The 20,036-nt window shown below is 68.6% G+C and carries 16 protein-coding genes; 10 read left to right on the top strand and 6 right to left on the bottom strand.

The window, feature by feature from the left end; genetic code table 11:
• The first annotated feature begins 2 nt into the window (after nt 1-2).
• From FVQ89_RS05630 to FVQ89_RS14410, 3 genes are read left to right on the top strand one after another with little or no spacing between them, the layout of a single operon-like run.
• A complete protein-coding gene (locus tag FVQ89_RS05630) occupies nt 3-410 on the top strand; it encodes an RbsD/FucU domain-containing protein (protein ID WP_187264921.1) in 408 nt (135 codons plus the stop codon).
• Between the two features lie 9 nt (nt 411-419).
• A complete protein-coding gene (locus FVQ89_RS05635) occupies nt 420-2,423 on the top strand; it encodes an alpha-L-fucosidase (protein WP_147900889.1) in 2,004 nt (667 codons plus the stop codon).
• The gene (locus tag FVQ89_RS14410) at nt 2,420-3,481 is read left to right on the top strand and encodes a glycoside hydrolase family 5 protein (protein ID WP_187264922.1); all 1,062 of its coding nucleotides are present in this window, start codon (nt 2,420-2,422) and stop codon (nt 3,479-3,481) included. Before FVQ89_RS05635 ends, FVQ89_RS14410 begins: the two co-directional genes overlap by 4 nt.
• On the opposite strand, the gene FVQ89_RS05645 is transcribed toward FVQ89_RS14410, so the two are convergent.
• Nucleotides 3,465-4,460, bottom strand: coding sequence for a Gfo/Idh/MocA family protein (locus FVQ89_RS05645; RefSeq protein ID WP_147900890.1), 996 nt, complete (start codon nt 4,458-4,460; stop codon nt 3,465-3,467). The two genes, FVQ89_RS14410 and FVQ89_RS05645, sit on opposite strands and share 17 nt — an antisense overlap.
• A gap of 67 nt (nt 4,461-4,527) precedes the next feature.
• On the opposite strand from FVQ89_RS05645, the gene FVQ89_RS05650 reads away from it, so the two are divergent.
• The 7 genes from FVQ89_RS05650 to yicI all read left to right on the top strand — a co-directional run bounded on the left by FVQ89_RS05650 (nt 4,528) and on the right by yicI (nt 14,851).
• Entirely contained in the window at nt 4,528-5,670 is a 1,143-nt protein-coding gene (locus FVQ89_RS05650) for an ROK family transcriptional regulator (RefSeq protein ID WP_147900891.1), read from the top strand.
• Between the two features lie 93 nt (nt 5,671-5,763).
• The gene (locus FVQ89_RS05655) at nt 5,764-7,233 is read left to right on the top strand and encodes an alpha-L-fucosidase (RefSeq protein WP_147900892.1); all 1,470 of its coding nucleotides are present in this window, start codon (nt 5,764-5,766) and stop codon (nt 7,231-7,233) included.
• Between the two features lie 101 nt (nt 7,234-7,334).
• Nucleotides 7,335-8,624 carry an ABC transporter substrate-binding protein gene (locus FVQ89_RS05660; protein WP_147900893.1) on the top strand — a complete coding sequence of 430 codons (1,290 nt, stop codon included), beginning with the start codon at nt 7,335-7,337 and terminating at the stop codon, nt 8,622-8,624.
• A 139-nt stretch (nt 8,625-8,763) separates the two neighbouring features.
• Complete coding sequence (locus FVQ89_RS05665) at nt 8,764-9,618, top strand: carbohydrate ABC transporter permease (RefSeq protein ID WP_255513442.1); 855 nt, start codon at nt 8,764-8,766, stop codon at nt 9,616-9,618.
• Nucleotides 9,615-10,472: a carbohydrate ABC transporter permease gene (locus FVQ89_RS05670; protein ID WP_147900894.1), complete on the top strand. Its 858-nt coding sequence runs from the start codon at nt 9,615-9,617 to the stop codon at nt 10,470-10,472. Before FVQ89_RS05665 ends, FVQ89_RS05670 begins: the two co-directional genes overlap by 4 nt.
• Nucleotides 10,473-10,542: 70 nt before the next feature.
• The gene (locus FVQ89_RS05675; RefSeq protein ID WP_147900895.1) at nt 10,543-12,582 is read left to right on the top strand and encodes a beta-galactosidase; all 2,040 of its coding nucleotides are present in this window, start codon (nt 10,543-10,545) and stop codon (nt 12,580-12,582) included.
• A 10-nt stretch (nt 12,583-12,592) separates the two neighbouring features.
• Nucleotides 12,593-14,851, top strand: coding sequence for an alpha-xylosidase (yicI, locus tag FVQ89_RS05680; protein WP_147900896.1), 2,259 nt, complete (start codon nt 12,593-12,595; stop codon nt 14,849-14,851).
• 20 nt (nt 14,852-14,871) lie between these two features.
• Here yicI and FVQ89_RS05685 read toward each other — a convergent pair whose 3' ends face one another.
• The 5 genes from FVQ89_RS05685 to FVQ89_RS05705 all read right to left on the bottom strand — a co-directional run bounded on the left by FVQ89_RS05685 (nt 14,872) and on the right by FVQ89_RS05705 (nt 20,035).
• The gene (locus FVQ89_RS05685) at nt 14,872-15,471 is read right to left on the bottom strand and encodes a dihydrofolate reductase family protein (protein WP_147900897.1); all 600 of its coding nucleotides are present in this window, start codon (nt 15,469-15,471) and stop codon (nt 14,872-14,874) included.
• A 68-nt stretch (nt 15,472-15,539) separates the two neighbouring features.
• On the bottom strand, nt 15,540-17,057 hold the full coding sequence (locus FVQ89_RS05690; RefSeq protein ID WP_147901510.1) for a glucoamylase family protein: 1,518 nt from the start codon (nt 17,055-17,057) through the stop codon (nt 15,540-15,542).
• Between the two features lie 47 nt (nt 17,058-17,104).
• Entirely contained in the window at nt 17,105-18,280 is a 1,176-nt protein-coding gene (locus FVQ89_RS05695; protein ID WP_147900898.1) for a glycoside hydrolase family 1 protein, read from the bottom strand.
• A 13-nt stretch (nt 18,281-18,293) separates the two neighbouring features.
• A complete protein-coding gene (locus FVQ89_RS05700; protein WP_147901511.1) occupies nt 18,294-19,055 on the bottom strand; it encodes a carbohydrate ABC transporter permease in 762 nt (253 codons plus the stop codon).
• 59 nt (nt 19,056-19,114) lie between these two features.
• Nucleotides 19,115-20,035 (bottom strand): carbohydrate ABC transporter permease, encoded by a 921-nt coding sequence (locus FVQ89_RS05705; protein ID WP_147900899.1) that lies wholly within the window; start codon nt 20,033-20,035, stop codon nt 19,115-19,117.
• Nucleotide 20,036 lies beyond the last annotated feature (1 nt).

The raw sequence follows: 20,036 nt of genomic DNA on the forward strand, positions 1-20,036 counted from the left end.
CCGTGCTCAAAGGAATCGACCCCGTGCTCGACGGAGACGTGCTGCGCGCGCTCGATCGGCTCGGGCACTCGGACCGCCTGATCGTCGCGGACGCGCACTTCCCGGCCTACCGCTTGGTCGACCACGTCATCACGCTCGCCGTCGACGTTCCTCGGGCGGTCCGCGCCGTGTGCTCGGTGATCGACCTCGACACGGTCGACGCGGCGGTGATGATGGACAGCGGCGCACCCCTGCTCGACGTGCAGCGCGAGATCCTCGAGGCGGGAGCTCTGAGCGAGGCGGACGCCTCGTTCGTGGGGCGCGCCGAGTTCTACGAGCTTGCCGCGCGGGCCCAGGTCGTCCTGCGCACGCTCGAACCGCGGACGTGGGCGAACGTGATCCTCAGCAAGGGCGTCACGCCGACGGCGTGAGAGACCACCATGCCCGGATCGTTCTTCCCCAAGCGCACCGTCCACCTCGACTTCCACACCGGTCCCGATATCCCGGATGTCGGGTCGGCCTTCGACCCGGAGGCCTTCGCGCAGACCTTCGTCGACGCGCACGTCGACAGCGTCACCCTCTTCGCGAAGTGCCACCACGGGCTCCTCTACTTCGACACCGAACGGCCGGAGCGTCACCCCGGCCTCCCGCGCGACCGTCACCTTCTGGAAGACCAGGTGCAGGCGTTGCATGCGGTCGGCATCCGGACCCCGATCTACCTCAGCGTGCAGTGCGACGAGTACGCCGCGAACGCGCATCCGGAGTGGGTCGCCCTCGACGAGGATCTTCGCCAGGTGAAGTGGGGAGGCTCGGCCTACCGTGCGGGGTGGCAGATCCTCGACATGTCGAGCCCCTACCAGGACTACCTCGCCGACCAGATCCAGGAGGTCGTGGAGCGGTTCGCACCCCTCGACGGGGTCTTCCTCGACATGTGCTGGGACCAGCCGAGCTCATCCGTGTGGGCCCGCCGTGCGATGCAGGAGCGCGGGGTGGATCCCGCCGACCCGCTCGAGCGCGACCGATACGCGCGCGAGGTCGCGCACGCCTACATGGGGCGCTACCGCGACCTGATCGAGCCGCATCTCGCCGCCGATGTCGCCTCGGGCGTGTGGTTCAACAGCCGCCCCAAGACCGCGCTCGCCGAGGAGTCGCAGTTCAGCCGCCACGTCGAGATCGAGTCGCTGCCGTCGGGCGGATGGGGCTACGCGAACTTCCCGTATGTGTCGCGCTTCGCACGTACCGTCGGCCGCTCGACGCTGAGTCACACGGGACGCTTCTACAAAGGCTGGGGCGACAACGGCGGTCTCAAGCCGCACGCCGCGCTCACCTACGAGTGCACCCGGATCCTCGCGCAGGGCATGACGGCGGGCGTCGGCGATCTGCTCGCTCCCTCGGGCGCTCTCGATCCGTCCACCTACGAGCTGATCGGATCGGTGTACGGGCGGATCGAGCGGTGCGAGCCGCTCGTCGAAGACGCGCACGTCGTGTCGGAGATCGCGGTTCTCGTGGATGCCGACCTCGGCGACAATCCCGGCGCCGCGGGCATCGGGGCCGTGCGTGCGCTTCAGCAACTGCGGCAGCAGTTCGACATCCTCGCCTACCCGGCCGACTTCGCCGAGTACGGGCTGGTGATCCTGCTCGAGACCACGCCCATCGACAGCGAGCTCGCGCGGCGGCTCGCCGAGTACGTCGACACGGGCGGGCGGGTGCTCGTCGTGCGCGGCGCCTCCCAGGGCAGCAATGGCGCGGAGCTCCTGCCGTTCCTCGGTGTCGAATGGACGGGCGACTCGCCCTACCCCGAGGTATTCCTGCGGCGACCGGAGGTCGGCGGCGTGAACGGGTTCGACCACGTGATGTACGAGAGGTCGCTGCGGATCCGCGCCGACGACGGCACCGTGGTGCTGACGGGCGTGGTGGAGCCCTACTTCGCGCGCAGCTGGGATCGGTTCAGCGGCCACGAGTACACGCCGAACAGCGGACGGCTCAGCCCCTGGGCCGCGATGACGCGACGGGGTCCGGCGGTGCTCGCTGCCGTGCCGCTGTTCGAGGCGTTCGGCGAGCACGGAGCGCCCGCCTACCGGGACCTCATCGCGACCGCGATCGGCGAGCTCCTTCCGCGCCCCGCGGTCCGGGTCGACGGCCCCACACCCGTGGAGGCGACGCTGATGCGCTCGCCGCACTCCACCATCGTGCATCTGCTGAGCTTCCTCCCGACGCGCGTTGGCGAGCAGCTCGACCTCGTGGAGGACCCGTTCCCCGTGGTCGATCTTCCCGTGGCCGTGAGGTCGGATTCCGTTCCGAGCCGGGTCACCCTCGAGCCCGCGGGGGAGGAGCTGCCCTTCACCGTGGAAGACGGCTACGTGCAGGTGCGATGCACGATCCTCGACGGGCACGCGCTGCTCGTCCTCCACGATCCGGAGACCGACGAATCGGAGGACCGATGACATTCCGCGTGACGGCGACGCCGCAGATCGACGGCGCCCTGCGCCGCGGCGTCAACCTCAGCCACTGGTACTCGCAGGTGTACACCGCCGCCGGCTACTCGACCGAGCACTTCGATCGATACCTGTCGGATGACGACTTCCGACTCATCGCGGCCACGGGCTTCGATCACGTGCGCTTCCCCTTCTCGTGGGAGTGGATGTTCGGCGACCCGGCGACGACGGATGCGGCGATCGAGCGGATCGTCGACAACGCGATCCGGCTCCAGCACGCCGGCCTCTCGGTCATCGTCGACGCCCACCCGGAGATGGAGTTCAAGGCGAGCCTCCGCGATCCCGACTCCGCGGCCGCATTCGTCGCCGGATGGGGCAGGCTCGCGGCGCGGCTCGCCGAACTGCCGACCGATCGCACCGCGATCGAGATCCTCAACGAGCCGAGCACAGGCGACGCAGCGACCTGGCACGCGATCGCCCGTGGGGCGCTCGCGAACGTGCGCGAGCACTGCCCGGACCATCTCGTGATCGTCTCGGGCGACGGCTACAGCGAGCTCCCGCAGCTGCTCGACCTCCCCGTCTTCGACGACCCGCGGCTCGTCTACAACTTCCACATGTACGACCCGATGATCATCAGCCACCAGTCGGCCCACTTCGCCGCGGACTGGGTCAGGGCCGTGACGGGCCTCATCTACCCGACCGATGCCGAGAACGTGCGCTCGCGCATCGCATCCGACGTTCCCGAGCGTACGCGCGGCGCACTCATCGACTACCTCGAGGAGCCGTGGGGGCTGGGCCGCTACCGGGCGCACATTCGAGACGCCGTGACGTTCGCGAACGACCGCGGGGTCGCCCTGACCTGCAACGAATTCGGCATCTACCGCGAGGCGCCGCGCGCCACCCGCATCGCCTGGCTGGGGGATGTCTCGCTCGCCTTGAGCGACGCGGGCATCGGGTGGTCGGTGTGGGACTACGCGGGTGATTTCGCCGTGGCCCCGGGGTTGCCCGGCAAGCGGGTGGCGGATCCGGAGATCGTCGCGGCGATGGGACTCACGCCCCCGAGCTAGCCATCGGAGCCGTGCGAGGGAGCGCCGCGCGCACCAGGTCGGCGGTGCGCATGACCCGGAGGGTCGCCGCGAGGTCGCAGAGCGGATGCTCGGTAAGGCCGTCCTCGAGCGCCTCCGCGGTCGCACGGAGCATGGGCGTGTACCCGCGCCCCTCGTGGGGCAGTTCGATGCGCTCGGGCTCGGCACCTGCGCGCCGCACGAGGATCGACTCCGACCCCCAGAACGCGCCTTCGAGGTCGATGCGGCCCCCGTATCCGCCGATGGAGGCGTCGAACGGCAGGTCTGCCCGGATCGACGTGGCGAGCACGGCCTGCTGGCCTCCGGGGTAGCCGAGCAGCATCCCCAGTTCGGTGTCGACGCCGACGTCCGTGCCGTCGGCGTCGATCTGCGAGCCGGTGGCGTTCACCGTCGACGGCTCGCCGAACACCACGTCGGCGAGCGCGAGCGGATAGACGCCCTGATCGAGCAGCGAACCCCCGCCACGTGCCTTGTCGCGGAGGCGGTGCGGGCCGGGCGGAAGGGCGAAGCCGAAGCTCGCCAGCACCGTGCGCGGGTCGCCGATCGCGCCGTCGGCGATGAGCGATTGCGTGGTTCGCAGCGCGGGCGTGAAGCGCATCCACATGGCCTCCATCAGGAAGAGGCCCCGTTCGCGCGCGAGCGACACGAGCTCCTCCGCCTCGGCCGCGTCGACCGTGAACGCTTTCTCGACGAGCACGGCGTGCCCGTGCTCGAGAGCGGCCTTGGCGAGCGCCAGGTGCGAATCGTGCGTCGTGGCGATGTAGACGAGATCCAGGTCGTCCATCCGCAGCAGCTCGTCGACGCCCACCGCGCGGGCGATGCCGTGCTCGGATGCGAAGTGCGCGGTCCGAGCGGCGTCGCGGCCGGCGACGGCGACGAGGTCCCACCCGGCCAGACGGAAGTCCGCGGCGATCGCCTCACCCATCCAGCCGGTTCCGATCATTCCCGCGCGACGAGTCATCCGCACAACCTACCGAATCCGAAACGCCGCCCGTGTCGCCTCCGTCGCGCCGCGCTAGGCTCGCGGCGTGACCGACACGGAGGAGTGGAGCTGGCCCCTCCTGCACGAAGCGCAACGTCTCGCGTTGCTGGACATCCTCGTGCACGGCGCCCGGTCACGGGCGGATGTCGCCCGTCGCATCGGGTTGACGCGCGCGAGCCTCACCCGCCTCACCCGCGACCTGATGGAGCTCGGCTTCATCACCGAGGGGCAGATCGCCCAGCGTGCGGGGCGCGGTCGTCCGTCCGAGATGCTCGAAGTCGTGCCGTCATCGGCATACTTCGTCGGCATCAAGCTCACGGGCGACATGCTCTACGCCGAACTCTCGGATCTACGGGCGCAGCCGCGGGCTGAGCGCGAGGTCGTGCTGAGGTCGGTGGATGAGCTGCAGGTGGTCGATCTCATCGCGAAGGTCGTCGACGGTTTCCGGCGAACCGAGTCGCGCATCGCCGCCGTGGGTGTATGCCTCGCGGGTGATGTTCTGCACGGACCGGATGGCAGCGCCGTCGTGGTGGGCTCGCACTTCCTCGGCTGGGACGAGGTGGCCCTGCAGGAGCTGGTGTCGCGCGCAGTGGGTCTGCCGGTCGCGGTGTCGAACGACGTGCAGGCGCTCACCGTCGGCCACCACTGGTTCGGCGCCGGTGTGGGCACCGACGAGCTCGCGGTCATCGGCCTGGGTGAGGGCATCGGCGCGGGCATGATCGTCGGCGGCGAGCTCATCCGGGGTGCGCGCGGCCACCCGGGAAAGGTGGGTCACCTCATGGTCTCGGCGGACGGCCCCATGTGCGACATGGGCCACGTCGGTTGTGTGTCCGCGTACGTGACCACCCCCGCGATCCTCGCGGCCACCGGGATGGAGACGATGACCGAGGTGCTCGACGCCGCAGCGCGCGACGACGTCACCGCGGTCGGGGCGCTCAATCAGGCGATCGACGCCCTCGGTGCCGCCGTCGCGCACATCACGAACCTCGTCGATCCGGAGCTCGTGGTCATCGCGGGCGAGGGGATCGTGGTAGCCCGTCACGACCAGGAGCTTCTCGCGCAGTCCATCGCCCGACGGCTCGATCCCACGTCGGAGCCGCCGCAGGTCGTGATCCCCGACTTCCGATTCGAGGACTACGCGCGCGGCGCGGCGGTCACCGCTCTGCGTCAGCTGCTCGCGGCTCCCTGATCCGTCCGTCACCCCTGAACCCTCGTCGGCCTGCCGCTACTATTTGTAAAGCGGCGATATAAATTCGCTCGCCTATCGATGAGGAGCAGTTCAATGGAGCACAGCCCTGACGTCGCCGACGCGGTGCTTACCCCCACCCAACTCGACCGCCTGGTGTCGGTGCGTCCATCGCCCCGGCAGTTGGCCTGGCAGTCGCTGGAGTACTACGCGTTCGTCCACTTCGGCATGAACACGATGACGGATGTCGAGTGGGGGGTCGGGCACGAGTCCCCCTCGCTCTTCGATCCGTCGGGCCTCGACGTCGACCAGTGGATGCAGACCTTCGTCGATGCGGGCATGCGCGGCGCCATCCTGACCGCCAAGCATCACGACGGCTTCTGCCTGTGGCCGAGCGCCCTCACGAGTCACTCCGTCGCGAGCTCGCCGTGGCGAGACGGCGCGGGCGACCTCGTGCGGGAGTTCGCCGACTCCGCACGCCGCCACGGACTGGCGGTGGGCATCTACCTCTCGCCGTGGGATCGCACCGAGGCCAGCTATGGCCAGGGTGCCGCCTACGACGACTTCTTCGTCGGTCAGCTCGAGGAGTTGCTGACCGGGTACGGCGACATCTTCTCCGTCTGGTTCGACGGCGCGAACGGAGAGGGCCCCAACGGCAAGACCCAGGAGTACGACTGGGATCGCTACTACGAGGTGATCCGGCGGCTGCAGCCAGGCGCGGCCATCTCGGTCTGCGGGCCGGATGTGCGATGGTGCGGCAACGAGGCGGGCCACACGAGGCCCGACGAGTGGAGTGTCGTCGCGGGTGAGCTGCGCGACATCGAGCAGATCGCCGACAAGTCGCAGCAGGTCGACGACGGCGAGTTCTCGCGTCTCGTGCGCAGCGACGACCAAGACCTCGGCAGCCGTCTCGCGATGGCCGAGCATGTCGACACGGCGGTCTGGTATCCGGCCGAGGTGAACACCTCGATCCGGCCCGGATGGTTCTACCACTCGACAGAGGACGACGCCGTGCGCTCGCCCGACGAGCTCTTCGGCTTGTGGACCTCGGCGGTCGGCGGCAACGCCACCCTGCTGCTCAACGTGCCGCCGGATGCGACCGGTCGCGTGGCGGCCCCGGACGAAGCGGCGTTGCGGGCCTTCGGCGACCGCATCCGGGCGTTCCGCGCGGGCGTGCTCGCGGCGACGCCGACCGTGTCGTCGGGGGAGATCTCCGACCCCCGGATGCTCGTCGACCCGTTCGGCGATCCGTCGTTCGCGACGGCGTGGCAACCGGGCGAGGACGACGCCGACCCGTGGATCGAGCTCCGCTTCGAGCACCCGACGCGAGTCGGCGGGCTCGTGCTGCGCGAGGACATCTCGCAGGGCCAGCGGGTCGAGAAGGTGCGTGTCGTGGGCCTCGGCGAGACAGGCGAGCGCGAGCTCGCAACCTCGGGAGTCGTGGGTTACCAGCGCATCATCGAGTTCCCCGCCGAGACTCTCTCGGGGGTCCGGGTCGAGTTCCCGAGCTTCCGGGCGCCGGTGGCGCTGCGCTCCCTGGGAGCCGTCGCTGCGTTCGACAACTAATTTGTTACACCACTTGACAAAGAATTCATCCTCTGTGAATCATGGGTGAGCCCGGGTTCACCGGGTTCCGATTTGCACCCTGAGAGTCGAAGGAGACTCATATGCGTACACATCGCCTCGTAGCCGCAACGATTGTGGCGGCCCTCGGCGTCAGCCTGGCCGGATGCTCGGCTGGCGACACCGCGGACGGCGAGCCGGTCACCATCCAGTTCTGGGCATGGGCTCCGGGCATGGACGTGGCTGTCGAGCAGTTCAACTCGACCCACCCCGACATCCAGGTCGAGTACACCGACGCGGGTGGCGGGAACGACTCGTCGGCGAAGCTCATCACCGCCGTGCGTGCCGGCAACGCGCCCGACGCAGCACTCATCGAGTACACCGCTCTGCCCCGCATGATCATCGCCGGCGTGGCCGAGGACATGACCGAGTACGTCGGTGACGTCCAGGACGCCTTCACCGAGGGCACCTGGCAGCAGACCACCTTCGACGGCAAGGTCTACGGCGTGCCGCAGGATGTCGGCCCGATGGCGTTCGTCTACCGCGACGACATCTTCTCGAAGTACGGCCTCGACGCCCCCGCCACGTGGGACGACTTCCGCTCTGCGGCAGAGACCCTCAAGGTCGAGGACCCCGACGCGACCATCGCGTCGCTCAGCACCGACGCCTGGGGCTGGTACGCCGCGGTCGCCGCGACGCTCGGCGAGGACTGGTGGAGCGTCGAGGACAACGTGTGGACCGTGAACATCGACGGTGAGGGCTCGCAGCGTGTGCTGAGCTTCTTCAACGACATGTACAACGACGGCCTCATCGCCGCGGACCCGATCCTCAACCCGAGCTACAACTCCAAGCTCAACGACGGCACGATGCTGTCGTGGCCGTCGGCTGCCTGGGCGCCCGGCGTGATCTACGGAGTCGCACCCGACACCGCCGGCAACTGGGAGCTCTCGCCGTTCCCCGTGTGGGACGAGGGCGACACCGAGACCTCGTACCAGGGCGGATCGGGCGTCTCGCTCATCAGCGGGAGCGAGCACCCGGAGCAGACGGCCGAGTTCATCAAGTGGCTGAACGCCAGCGACGAGGGCGTCGACCTGCTCCTTAACGAGTCGAACCTCTACCCGGCAGCGATCAGCGGCCAGGAGAGCGCCATCTCGCAGGACCCGCCGAAGCTCATGCCGCAGCAGACCGACTACTACCAGGTGGTCGCGGACATCTCGAAGAACACCCGCGCCGTCACCTGGGGCCCCAACACCGACGTCGCTCAGAGCGCCTTCACGGACGCGATGAACGCCGCGGTTCAGAATGGGACCCCCTGGGTCGACGTGCTCACGGCCACCCAGAAGGCGGTCTATGAGGACATGAAGAAGCAGGGCTTCGAGGTCCGGGAGGGCTGAGCCCATCGGGGCCCAGGGTGAGAGCATGACGATGACGACCGAAACTGCAACGAGGCTGCAGGAACAGACACCGCAGCCATCCCGACGGCGAGGACTTCGCCGTCCACGCCTCGCGCCGTACTTGCTGGCGGCGCCGGCGATGGTCCTGTTCCTCGCATTCACGGTCATCCCCGTCGGCTACACCCTGGGCTCCAGCTTCTTCGCGATGCGACTCACCGGCGAGGGCGTGCTGGGCGGCATCCGCACCAGCGTCTTCGTCGGGCTGGAGAACTACATCGCCGTCTTCCAGAACTCGGAGATGCTGGCGGGCCTCGGCCGCCTCGCGATCTACGGCATCATCGCGGTGCCGCTCACGATCGGCCTGGCCCTGCTCTTCGCGCTCCTCCTCGACTCGCCCGGCGTGCGTCTCAAGCGCTTCGGCCGGACCGCCATCTTCGTGCCGTACGCGGTGCCGGGCGTGGTCGCGGCGCTCCTCTGGGGCTTCATGTACCTGCCCGAGACGAGCCCGTTCTCGTACATCACCCGCGCCATCGGCCTCGGATCGATTCCGTTCCTGGAGCCGGAGGGGCTCTACGGAGCACTCGCCAACATCTCGATCTGGGCGGGCGTCGGCTTCAACATGCTCGTCATCTACACCTCATTGCGGAGCATCCCCGGAGAGCTGCTCGAGGCGGCTCGCCTCGACGGCGCGTCGGAGGTGCAGATCGCGTTGCGCGTGAAGGTGCCGCTCGTGCTGCCCGCCCTCATCCTTACCGGAATCTTCGGTCTGATCGGCGCGCTCCAGCTCTACGGCGAGCCGCTCACCCTGAAGCCCATGACCAACAGCATCTCTGAAACGTGGGCACCGCTCATGAGCATCTACCGCGACGCCTTCGTGCTCGACAACCTGCCCGAGGCCGCTGCGGCGTCCAACGTGCTCGCCATCGGCACGGTGCTGCTCTCGCTCACCGTTCTGTTCGTGGTGCGCCGGATCAACGCGAGGGCGGCACGATGAGCGCGACGACCCGCGAGCTGGCGGATCGCCGCACGCGCTACCTCCCGACGATCATCCTGATCCTCGGCGCCATCTACTGCCTCATCCCGGTCGCGTGGGTCTTCATCGCATCCACGAAGGCGCCGAACGAGCTGTTCAACTCGTTCACCCTCCAGCCCGGCACGGGACTCCTGGAGAACCTCAGCGAGCTGTTCTCCTACCGGGGCGGGGCCTACGGACTGTGGGCCCTGAACTCGCTGCTGTACGCCGGCGTGGGCGCGCTGCTCTCGACCGTCGTCTCCGCAGCTGCCGGATACGCGCTCGCGCGCTACACCTTCCTCGGCGGTCGCATCTTCCTGATCGCGCTGCTCGCGGGGCTGCTGATCCCCGGGATCACCCTCGCCGTGCCCCAGTACCTGCTGCTCTCGGATCTGGGCCTTGCCGGCACACAGCTGTCGGTGCTGCTGCCGAGCATCCTGAACCCGTTCGGGATCTACCTCTGCTACATCTACGCGCGCGGAGCGATTCCCGAGGAGCTGCTCGAATCCGCCCGCATCGACGGCGCGGGCGAGTGGCGGATCTTCAGCCGCATCGCTCTGCCGCTCATGCTCCCGGCGATGGCGACGGTGTTCCTGCTGCAGTTCGTCGGCATCTGGAACAACTTCCTGCTGCCGTACATCATGCTGTCCGACACCAACACCTTCCCCCTGACGGTGGGCCTCTACTCGCTGCTCAGCCGCGGCTCGGGTTCGCCCGCGCTGTACTCGCTCGCGATCATCGGAGCGGCGGTCGCGATCATCCCGCTCATCCTTCTCGTGCTCACCCTTCAGCGCTTCTGGCGCCTCGACCTCATCACCGGTGGGGTCAAGGGATAGCCGCGAGCAGTACACCGACCACCGCAATCGTGCCGACCGCCATCCTCGGCGGGCCTCACCTGGAGAGACAATGACAGACCTGACCTCGCACGCCGTCGACCTCGACGGGTCGCGGAGCTTCCGCTGGATCGCCGACGGCATGGCCTTCGGCGCCGACTACAACCCCGAGCAGTGGCCGGAGTCGGTGTGGGCGGAGGACATGGAGCTCATGCGACGCGCAGGCGTCACGAACGTGAGCCTCGCGATCTTCTCGTGGGTGCTCATCGAGCCCTCGGACGGTGTCTTCGAGTGGGGCTGGCTCGACCGGATGATGGACATGCTCCATGAGCACGGGATCGGCGCGAACCTCGCCACCCCGACGGCCGCGCCGCCCATGTGGCTCATGCGTGCCCATCCGGAGATCACCACCGTCGACGAGCTCGGACACCGCACCGCGGCCGGCGGGCGTCTCAGCTGGTCGCCGAGCTCCGCCACCTTCCGCCACTATGCGCTGCGCATGGTGCGGGAACTCGCGACTCGCTACCGTGACCACCCGGCGCTGCGCCTCTGGCATGTGAGCAACGAGATCGGCAACGAGAACAACGTCGACTACAGCCCGGAGGCCGAGGCCGCCTGGCAGGCATGGCTCGGGAAGCGCTACGGCGGAGTCGCGGGCGTCAATCAGGCGTGGGGCACGGCCTTCTGGGGTCACACCTACGGCGATCTGTCGGAGATCGTGCCGCCGCACCACGCGCGCACCAAGCACAACCCCGGCCTGCTTCTCGACTGGGCGCGGTTCACCTCGGACTCGCTGCTGGAGCACTTCATCGCCGAGCGGGAGGTGCTGCGCGAGGTCACTCCCGACACCCCCATCACCACGAACTTCATGATCCTCAGCGAGGACGGCTCGGAGGAGTACAGCGGCTGGGCGCACGAGGTCGACGTGCTCTCGAACGACCACTACACGATCGGCACCGACCCGCTGCGCCACCGCGAGCTGGAGTTCAGCGCCGACCGGTCCCGCGGCATGGCCGAGGGCCGCCCGTGGCTGCTCATGGAGCACGCCGCCAACGCCGTGAACTGGCAGCAGGTGAACCGGGCGAAGGAACCCGGCGAGATGATCCGCGACAGCCTCTCGCACATCGCGCGCGGCGCCGACGGCGCACTGTTCTTCCAGTGGCGGGCATCGACCGCGGGGATCGAGCAGTGGCACTCGGGCATGGTCCCGCACTCGGGCGGCGAGACCCGCCAGTTCCGCGAGGTGGAAGCGCTCGGCGCCGCACTCAAGGCGCTCGCGCCCGCGCAGGGCTCGGTGGTCGAGCAGGCGCAGGTGGGCATGCTCGTCGACGAGATGTCGCAGTGGGCGATCAAGGCCTCGCGCCTTCCCACGGGTCTGCTGAAGCCGCTCGAGATGGGGCGCCGCATCCACAAGGAGCTCGGCGACCGCGGTATCTCGGTGGATGTCGTGCCCTCCGGAGCACCCCTCGACGCGTACCGCGTGATCATCGTGCCGACGCTCTACCTCGCGAAGGACGGCGTCGCCGAGCAGCTCGCGCAGGCGGTCGAGGCCGGGGCACACGTTCTCGTGACCTTCGCCTCCGGAATCGTGGACGAGACCAACCGCGTCATCCGCGGCGGGTATCCGGGCGCGTTCCGCGACCTGCTCGGCATGCGCGCGGAGGAGATCCGCCCGCTGTTCGAGGGCGAGACCGTCGCGCTCGACGACGGCACGGCCGCATCCATCTGGACCGAGCTGGTCGAGGTGGGCGATGCAGATGTGCTGCGTCGGTACGCGGAGGGGGCCCTCGCGGGTCAGCCTGCGCTCACGCGATCCGTCCGCGGCGCGGGAACGGCCACCTACCTCTCTTATGAGCCGGATGGTGCGGGCCTGGAGGCCCTCGTCGACGAGCTCGTCGAGCTCGCAGGCGTGACCCCGGTCGCCGCCGTCGACCGCGGGATCTCGGTGACGCGTCGAGTGGGCGAGAACGGCTCGTTCCTCTTCCTCATCAACCACACGCAGCAGGACCTGACGGTGGACGCATCCGGTGTCGACCTCATCACCGGCGAGCAGCACGAGGCGCCCGCCGTGGTCCCGGCCGGCCGCGTCGTCGTCCTCGACGAGCGCAGCTGAGGAGCGGATCGTGAAATTCACTGACGGCTTCTGGCAGGTGAGGCCGGGCGTCACCCTCGGCCACGCGGTCGAGGCGTATGACGTGGAGGCCGCCTCGGCGGAGTCGGGCGAGCAGATCGTGGTCTCGGCGCCCACCGCTGTCATCCTGCACCGCGGTGACACCCTCAATCGACCGATGCTCACGGTCACCCTCAGTGCGCCGCTCGACGGCGTGATCCGGGTGCGGGTCGAGCACTTCATCGGCGGATACCGCCCCCCGGGCTTCGATCTCGTGGGCGAGGAGTCGGGCCACGGTGTCGTCATGATCGACGAGACCGGCGGATCGCTGTCGTCGGGGAGTCTCAGCGCGCGGATCAAGCGCGGTGCGCCGTGGTCGCTCGAGTTCCTCTCGGGCGGCCGACGCCTCACCGGGCTCGGCGCCAAGTCGCTCGCCCACGCGCGGCTCGAGGACGACGCCCAGGTGGACGTCGGCATCGTCGGCAACCACCGTGAAGGCACGCAGCGCCCGACCTCCGACCGCTACACCCTCGCGCAGCTCGATCTGGGTGTCGGCGAGACGATCTACGGTCTCGGTGAGCGCTTCGGCCCGCTCGTGAAGAACGGGCAGTCGGTCGAGATCTGGAACGCCGATGGCGGAACCTCCAGCGAGCAGGCCTATAAGAACGTGCCCTTCTATCTGTCGAGCAAGGGTTATGGCGTGCTCGTCAACGACACCGGGCACGTGTCGTACGAGATCGGTTCGGAGGCGGTGGAGCGCGTCCAGATGAGCGTCCCCGGCGAGAGCATCGAGTTCCTCGTGTTCGACGGCCCGACTCCCGCCGATGTGCTGGAACGGTACACGCGCCTCACGGGTCGCCCCGCTTCGGTCCCCGCATGGACCTACGGTCTGTGGCTCTCCACGAGCTTCACGACCGACTACGACGAGACCACGGTCACGCAGTTCGTCGAGGCGATGGCCGAGAACGAGCTGCCGCTCAGCGTGTTCCACTTCGACTGCTTCTGGATGCGCGAGTTCAACTGGTGCGACTTCGAGTGGGATCCGCGGGTGTTCCCCGATCCGGAGGGGATGCTCGCCCGGCTCAAGGAGCGGGGTCTGCGCATCTGCGTGTGGATCAACCCCTACATCAGCCAGCGCTCGGCGCTCTTCCCCGAGGCCGCCGCGGCCGGGTATCTCGTGCGGCGACCCGATGGGGGAGTCTGGCAGTGGGATCTCTGGCAGGCGGGCATGGCGCTCGTCGACTTCACGAACCCCGAGGCGACCCGCTGGTACCAGAGCAAGCTACGCGCCCTCCTCAACCAGGGTGTCGACGCATTCAAGACGGACTTCGGCGAGCGCATCCCGCTCGAGGTGTCGTGGTTCGACGGGTCGAACCCCGACCGCATGCACAACTGGTACACCCAGCTGTACAACCAGGCGGTGTTCGAGGTGATCGAGGAGGTGCGCGGCCCGTCGGAGGCGGTCCTGTTCGCGCGTTCCGCGACCGTCGGCGGTCAGCGGATGCCGGTGCACTGGGGAGGCGACTCCACGTCGACCTTCGAGTCGATGGCCGAGACCCTCCGCGGTGGCCTGTCGCTCGCGATGAGCGGCTTCGGGTTCTGGAGCCACGACATCGGCGGATTCGAGGGCACCCCCGATCCGGATGTCTACAAGCGCTGGACCGCGTTCGGCCTGCTCTCGAGCCACTCGCGCTTCCACGGCAGTGGGTCGTACCGCGTGCCGTGGGTGTTCGACGATGAGGCCGTGCAGGTCACGCGCAAGTTCGCGAAGCTGAAGAACCGGCTCATGCCGTACCTCTTTACTGCGGCGGCGGAGGCGACCGAACGCGGCATCCCGCTCATGCGTCCCATGGTGCTCGAGTTCCCCTCGGACCCGGCGGTGCATTACCTCGATCGGCAGTACATGCTCGGTCGCGAGCTGCTCGTCGCTCCGGTGTTCTCGGCGGATGGCGAGGTGGACTTCTACCTCCCGCACGGTCGGTGGACGCGCCTCGACCCGACGCTCGCGGCCGCGGGCGAAGTCGTCGAGGGTGGTCGGTGGATGCACGAGACGCATCCCGTGGACTCCCTGCCGCTCTTCGTTCGCGAGGGCGCGGTGATGCCGATCGGTCCGGTCGACGACCGTCCCGATTACGACTATCTCGAGGGGCTCTCTCTCGAGATGTTCCCCGGCGAGCCGGGCGAGCGCACGGTCACGGTCGTGACGCCTGACTGGCGTCGGACGAGCTTCACGGTGACGAGCGACGGAACGAGGCAGAGCGTTCGGCCGTAGCCGAGCGCCTCAGCGGATCCTCACGCGGAGGCGTGCGAGTCGTCGCTGCGCACGATCGCGTAGTGGTGCATCGTGACGCCCTCCGCGAAGGAGCGCTGCTCGATCAGCTCCAGGTCGAGCGGCGTCTCGTAGTCGTCGAAGAGCGGTCGGCCGGATCCGAGGTACGCCGGATGCGTGAACAGCAGCAGCTCGTCGAGCAGCCCGGCCCGCAGCAGCTGGGTGGCGAGCGTCGCGCCTCCGACGCCGAGCGTGCCCTCGGTCTCGTCACGGAGGGCCGCCAACTGCTCGATCGCGTCGTCGCCTCCGATGATGCGGGTGTTGTGCTCGGCGCTCGTCCTCGTGTGCGACACGAGCACCTTCGGCATCGTCGTCCAGATCTCGCCGTACTCCCGCATGACCTCGGGCTGAGACATGTCGGTGCGCGCGTGCGGCCAGTACTCCTCCATGAGTTCGTGCATCACCCGGCCCTGCACCATGAGCGCAAGCGCGCGGGCCCGCGCATTGAACTCGCTGTGCAGTTCCTCGGTGATGTGCATCCAGTCGCCGCCGCCGCCCTCGCCGGGCACATGATCGATGCGCAGGTCGAGCGAGACGTTCATCCAGTAGAGGTAGCGACCCATGGTGTCTCCGTCTCGGCTGTGTGCGATGTGCCCTCACCGTACGGGGTCGGCGTGCGCGAGGGAATCAGTCAGTCGGTCGTGTCCCAACTCGCGCTGAAGCGCTGCTGCTCGATCACCGGACGCAGCCGCGCCTCGAGGTCGTCGTCGACGAAGTAGGTCCGGAGCATGCCGTCGCGCAGGTGGTTGCCGATCGCCCCCATGATCATCGACTGGTCGAGGCTCAGGTAGCGTTCGGCGATTGTGCCCGAGTGCACGGCGACCGCGTCGTAGAACCCGCCCGCCCCGTACGCGCCGAGATCCTTCTCGATCCCGCGGAGGTTCTCGAGCACGGCATCCGCGTCGTATTCGAGGGCGAGGAACGACGCGTGCGGCGTCACGACCCCGTCGCCGAACTCCGGATCCGGGTTTGTGCCCTCGGCGCCCTTGCACCCCGTGTAGTCGATGTCGACGTCGGTGTTCTCGGTGTCGGAGAGATAGCCGTCGGATCGGATGCCGGCGAGATCCACCCCGTACTCCCGATACCCGCCTTCCGGGTTGGAGGCGGGGGAGAAGCCCCAGTAGCCGTATCCGGCGTCGTCGCCGTGGCGTTCCTGCACCTCGACGGTGATCGGGTGGTTGAGACCCCACGAGTCGGGGCCCCACTCGGCCTCCGGCACGAAGAGGTCGGGCATGAGCGCCTCGAACATGCTGCCGCCCCAGCCGGGGACGAACGCGAGCTCGTCGTACTGGTAGGCCCCCTCGAAGACCGAGAGCCCGGAGTATTCGCGCGTCTCGCCGATCGGCCGCTGCTCCTGCCACGACCAGTCGCATCCGTCGGGCATCGTGCGGTAGGTGCCGTAGAGGCTCGTCGCCGGAATGCGTCCGTCGCCGATGGCGAGGTAGGTCGCGATGCGGCTCTCGCTCACGGTCGTGTCGTAGTGGTGGCAGGTGTAGTACACCTCGGGCCCGGTGCCGTTGTAGTTCGGTGCCTGCACGGCGCAGGTCTCGCCCGGCGGCTCCTCCCAGAAGCCGCCGCGGTTCGTGCCCGCGGGCAGCGAGCCCGTCGGCTCCGGGTCGAAGAACGCGCCGAAGTCCATCGAGTCGACGAGCTCGTTCGCCTCGGCCTCGAGTGCGGGTTCCGCCTCCGCGACCACGCGCAGCCCTGCCGCGAGCCAGCCGTTGTCGACGCTCGAGAGGAACGGGAACACGGGGTCGCCGCTGTCGGGCCACTCGGTGAGCAGGTGACCGTCGGTCGGCGAGTACCAGTTGAAGTACATCCCGGACGCCTCATTGCGCTCGAGGGTCGAGAGCGTCGACAGGGTGGTCGTCATGCGCTCGCGCGCCTCGTGACGGTTGATGATCCCGAGATCACGTGCGACGACGGTCGACCACAGGTAGCCGCCGATGTTCGTCGGCGAGGTGTAGGCGCTCGCGCTGCCGTGGGCGAGGTCACCGTCGATGTTGTCCGCGGGGAGCCCGGTGTCGGGGTCCGTCATCGCCGTGAGCGATTCCCAGGTGTCGCTCGCGTAGCGCAGCAGCGTCCGCCGCTCGTCGTGACCGGCGGACGGCGGCGTCGCGCATCCGAGGGTGGTGGCGGCGACCGCCATGACGGCGCTCGCGGCGAGGACGCTCACCCGGCGTCCGTTCCGGCGGATCACGACAGCACCTCCGCCCGGGCACGCTGGGCGACCGAGCCCAGCCACGCGAGCGAGGGCTTCGGATGCCGTTCGAAGGTCACCGGATCCCATCCGATGAGCCCGAAGGTGGGGCGGTAGCTGCCCCACTCGTAGTTGTCGAGGGCGCTCCAGTGCAGGTAGCCGCGCACGTCGATGCCCTCGGACATACAGTCGGCGACCGCGTTCAGGGCGCCGGTGGTGTAGTCGATGCGGCGAGTGTCGTCTGCGGTGGCGATGCCGTTCTCGGTCACGTACACGGGCGTGCCGTTGAGCTTCCACGAGTTGCGGATGCCGTCGCCGATGGCGGGCGGGTAGTACTCCCATCCGGTGAGGGTGCGCTCGGCGTCCGCGGGCGCTGGGAGCGGGCCATCCGCTCCGATCTTGGTGCGGGTGTAGGCCTGGACTCCAACCCAGTCGTCGCCCGTCGCCGCCTCGAGGAAGACGTCCTCACGCGAACGGCCGTACTCGGCGGCGACGGCCTCGGCCCCCGGGAGCGGCTGGTACGCCTGCGTGGCGACCGACCATCCGGCCTGGGCCCCGGCGCTTCGGACGCGCTCGACGGCGAGCCGGTGGGCGCGGATGAGGCGCTCGGTCACCGCAGGAACCCCCGGCGGCAGCCCTGCGGCCGGGAAGCCCACCTCAGGGTCGGCGAGCACCGAGACCATGTTCGGCTCGTTGATGGTGCATATGAGCTCGACCTCGTCGAGCACGGGAAGCGCCGCCTCCACGTAGCGCGCGAACAGCTCGGGCATCTCGTCGGAGTGCCAGCCGCCCGCCCGCGCCGCCCACACCGGGTTGGTGAAGTGGTGCAGCGTCACCATCGGAGTGAGGCCGACGTCGCGAGCGGTCGCGACCATCCGGCGGTAGTGGTCGATCATCGCGCGCGACACGTATCCGCGTTCGGGCTCGATCCGCGCCCACTCCACGCTGAAGCGATAGGCGCCGAGCCCGGCGTCGGCGAGCAGGCGCATGTCCTCCGGGTAGCGGTGGAAGCTGTCGGCGGCGTCGCCGGACGGCTGCTCGACCGGCGCACCCGGGAGGTGCCCGTGCTCGCGCTGCCACCAGTCGGAGTTCACGTTGTTGCCCTCGACCTGGTGGGCTGCCGTCGAGGCGCCCCAGAGGAAATCGGCGGGGAAGGCGGGGACGGTGGTCATCGGGAGACTCCTTTTACTTGATTCCCGTGAGGGCGATGCCCTGCACGAAGTAGCGCTGCAGCAGGACGAACACGACGAGCACCGGGACCACGACGACGACCGCACCGGCCAGCATCAGTCCGTACTGCGCCGCGTTCTGGCTGATCGAATAGAGCGCGAGGGCGACGGGCAGCGTGTACATCTCCTCGCTCGTGGCGACGACGAGCGGCCAGAGGAAGTTGTTCCAGCTGCCGAGGAAGGTCAGGATCGTGAGCGTCGCGATCGCGGGACCGCACAGCGGCAGGATCACCCGCAGGAAGATCCGCCACTCGCTCGCGCCGTCGATCCGCGCCGCCTCGATGATGTCGTCGGGCAGCCCGATCATGAACTGCCGCATGAGGAACACCCCGACTGGGGTGATGAGGAACGGCAGGATGAGCCCCGGGTAGGTGTTCACGAGGCCGAGGTTCGCGGTGAGCACGAACAGGGGCACGAAGGTCACGACGCCGGGGATCATGAGGGTCGTCAGCACCATCCCGAAGAGCAGCCGCTTGCCGCGGAACTGAAGCTTCGCGAGCGCGTATCCGACCATCGACGAGAACGCGATGTTGCCGAGCGTCACGCACACCGCGACGATCGTGCTGTTCGCGAAGAAGGTCGTGAAGTCGAGGCGCCCGAACAGCTCGGCGAAGTTGTCGAGCGTCGGATCGATCGGCCAGAACGAGGTCGGATGCTGTCGGATCTCGGGGGTGCTCTTGAACGCGCTGATGAACATCCACACGAACGGCATCACCATCACGATGAGTCCGGCGGTGAGCACGAGGTAGAGCCACCAGCTTCTGCGGCGGGTCACGGTCAGTCCTTCTTTCCGAGCACACGGAACTGGATGAGGCTCAGCACGACGATGCCGAGGAAGAGCACGTAGCTCGCGGCGGAGGCGAGCGAGTAGTTGCCGAATCCGAACTGCTGGTACGTGTACATCGCGGTCGACAGCGTCGAGTCGAGGGGGCCGCCGCGGGTCATGACGAACGGCTCCTCGAAGAACTGCAGGTAACCGATGCCGGTGATCACGGCGGCGAAGAGCATCGGGGGCCGCATCGCGGGCAGTGTGATGTTGACGAACCGCTGCCAGGCGTTCGCGCCGTCGACCATCGCCGCTTCGTGATGTTCGCGCGGAACCCCCTGGAGCCCGGCGAGGAAGATCACCATGAGCGTTCCGAGGTTGCGCCAGACGGCCATGAGGATGAGTGCGGGCAGCGCCCAGGTGGTCGACTGCAGCCAGTTGGGTCCCTCGATGCCGACGAGGCTGAGGGCTCCGTTGAGCAGGCCGTCGGGCTGCAGGATGAACCGCCACACGATCGCGATCGCGACGATGCTCGTGACGACCGGCGCGTAGTAGCCCACCCGGAAGACGGTGCGGAAGCGCTGGATGCCGGTGTTGAGCGCGATCGCCACGGCGAGCGCGACGCCCATCGTGAGCGGAACGCCGATCACGACGAAGGCGAGCGTGTTGAGGATCGAGCGGACGAACCGCGGGTCCTCGAAGAGGCGCACGTAGTTGTCGAACCCGATGAGGTTGACGGCGAACGGCGTCTCCAGGTCTCGTGTCGTGAGGTCGGTGAAGCTCATCGCGAACGACGCGACGATCGGCCCCGCCATGAACACGAGGAACAGCACGAGGAACGGCGTGGCGAAGCCCCACGCGATCCAGGTCATCCTCCGCGCCCGGCGCGCCGTGTTGCGGCGCGCCGGGGTGGAGGGAGCGGATGCGGTCATG

Source organism: Homoserinibacter sp. GY 40078, assembly GCF_008017545.1.
Taxonomy (GTDB): Bacteria; Actinomycetota; Actinomycetes; order Actinomycetales; family Microbacteriaceae; genus Homoserinibacter.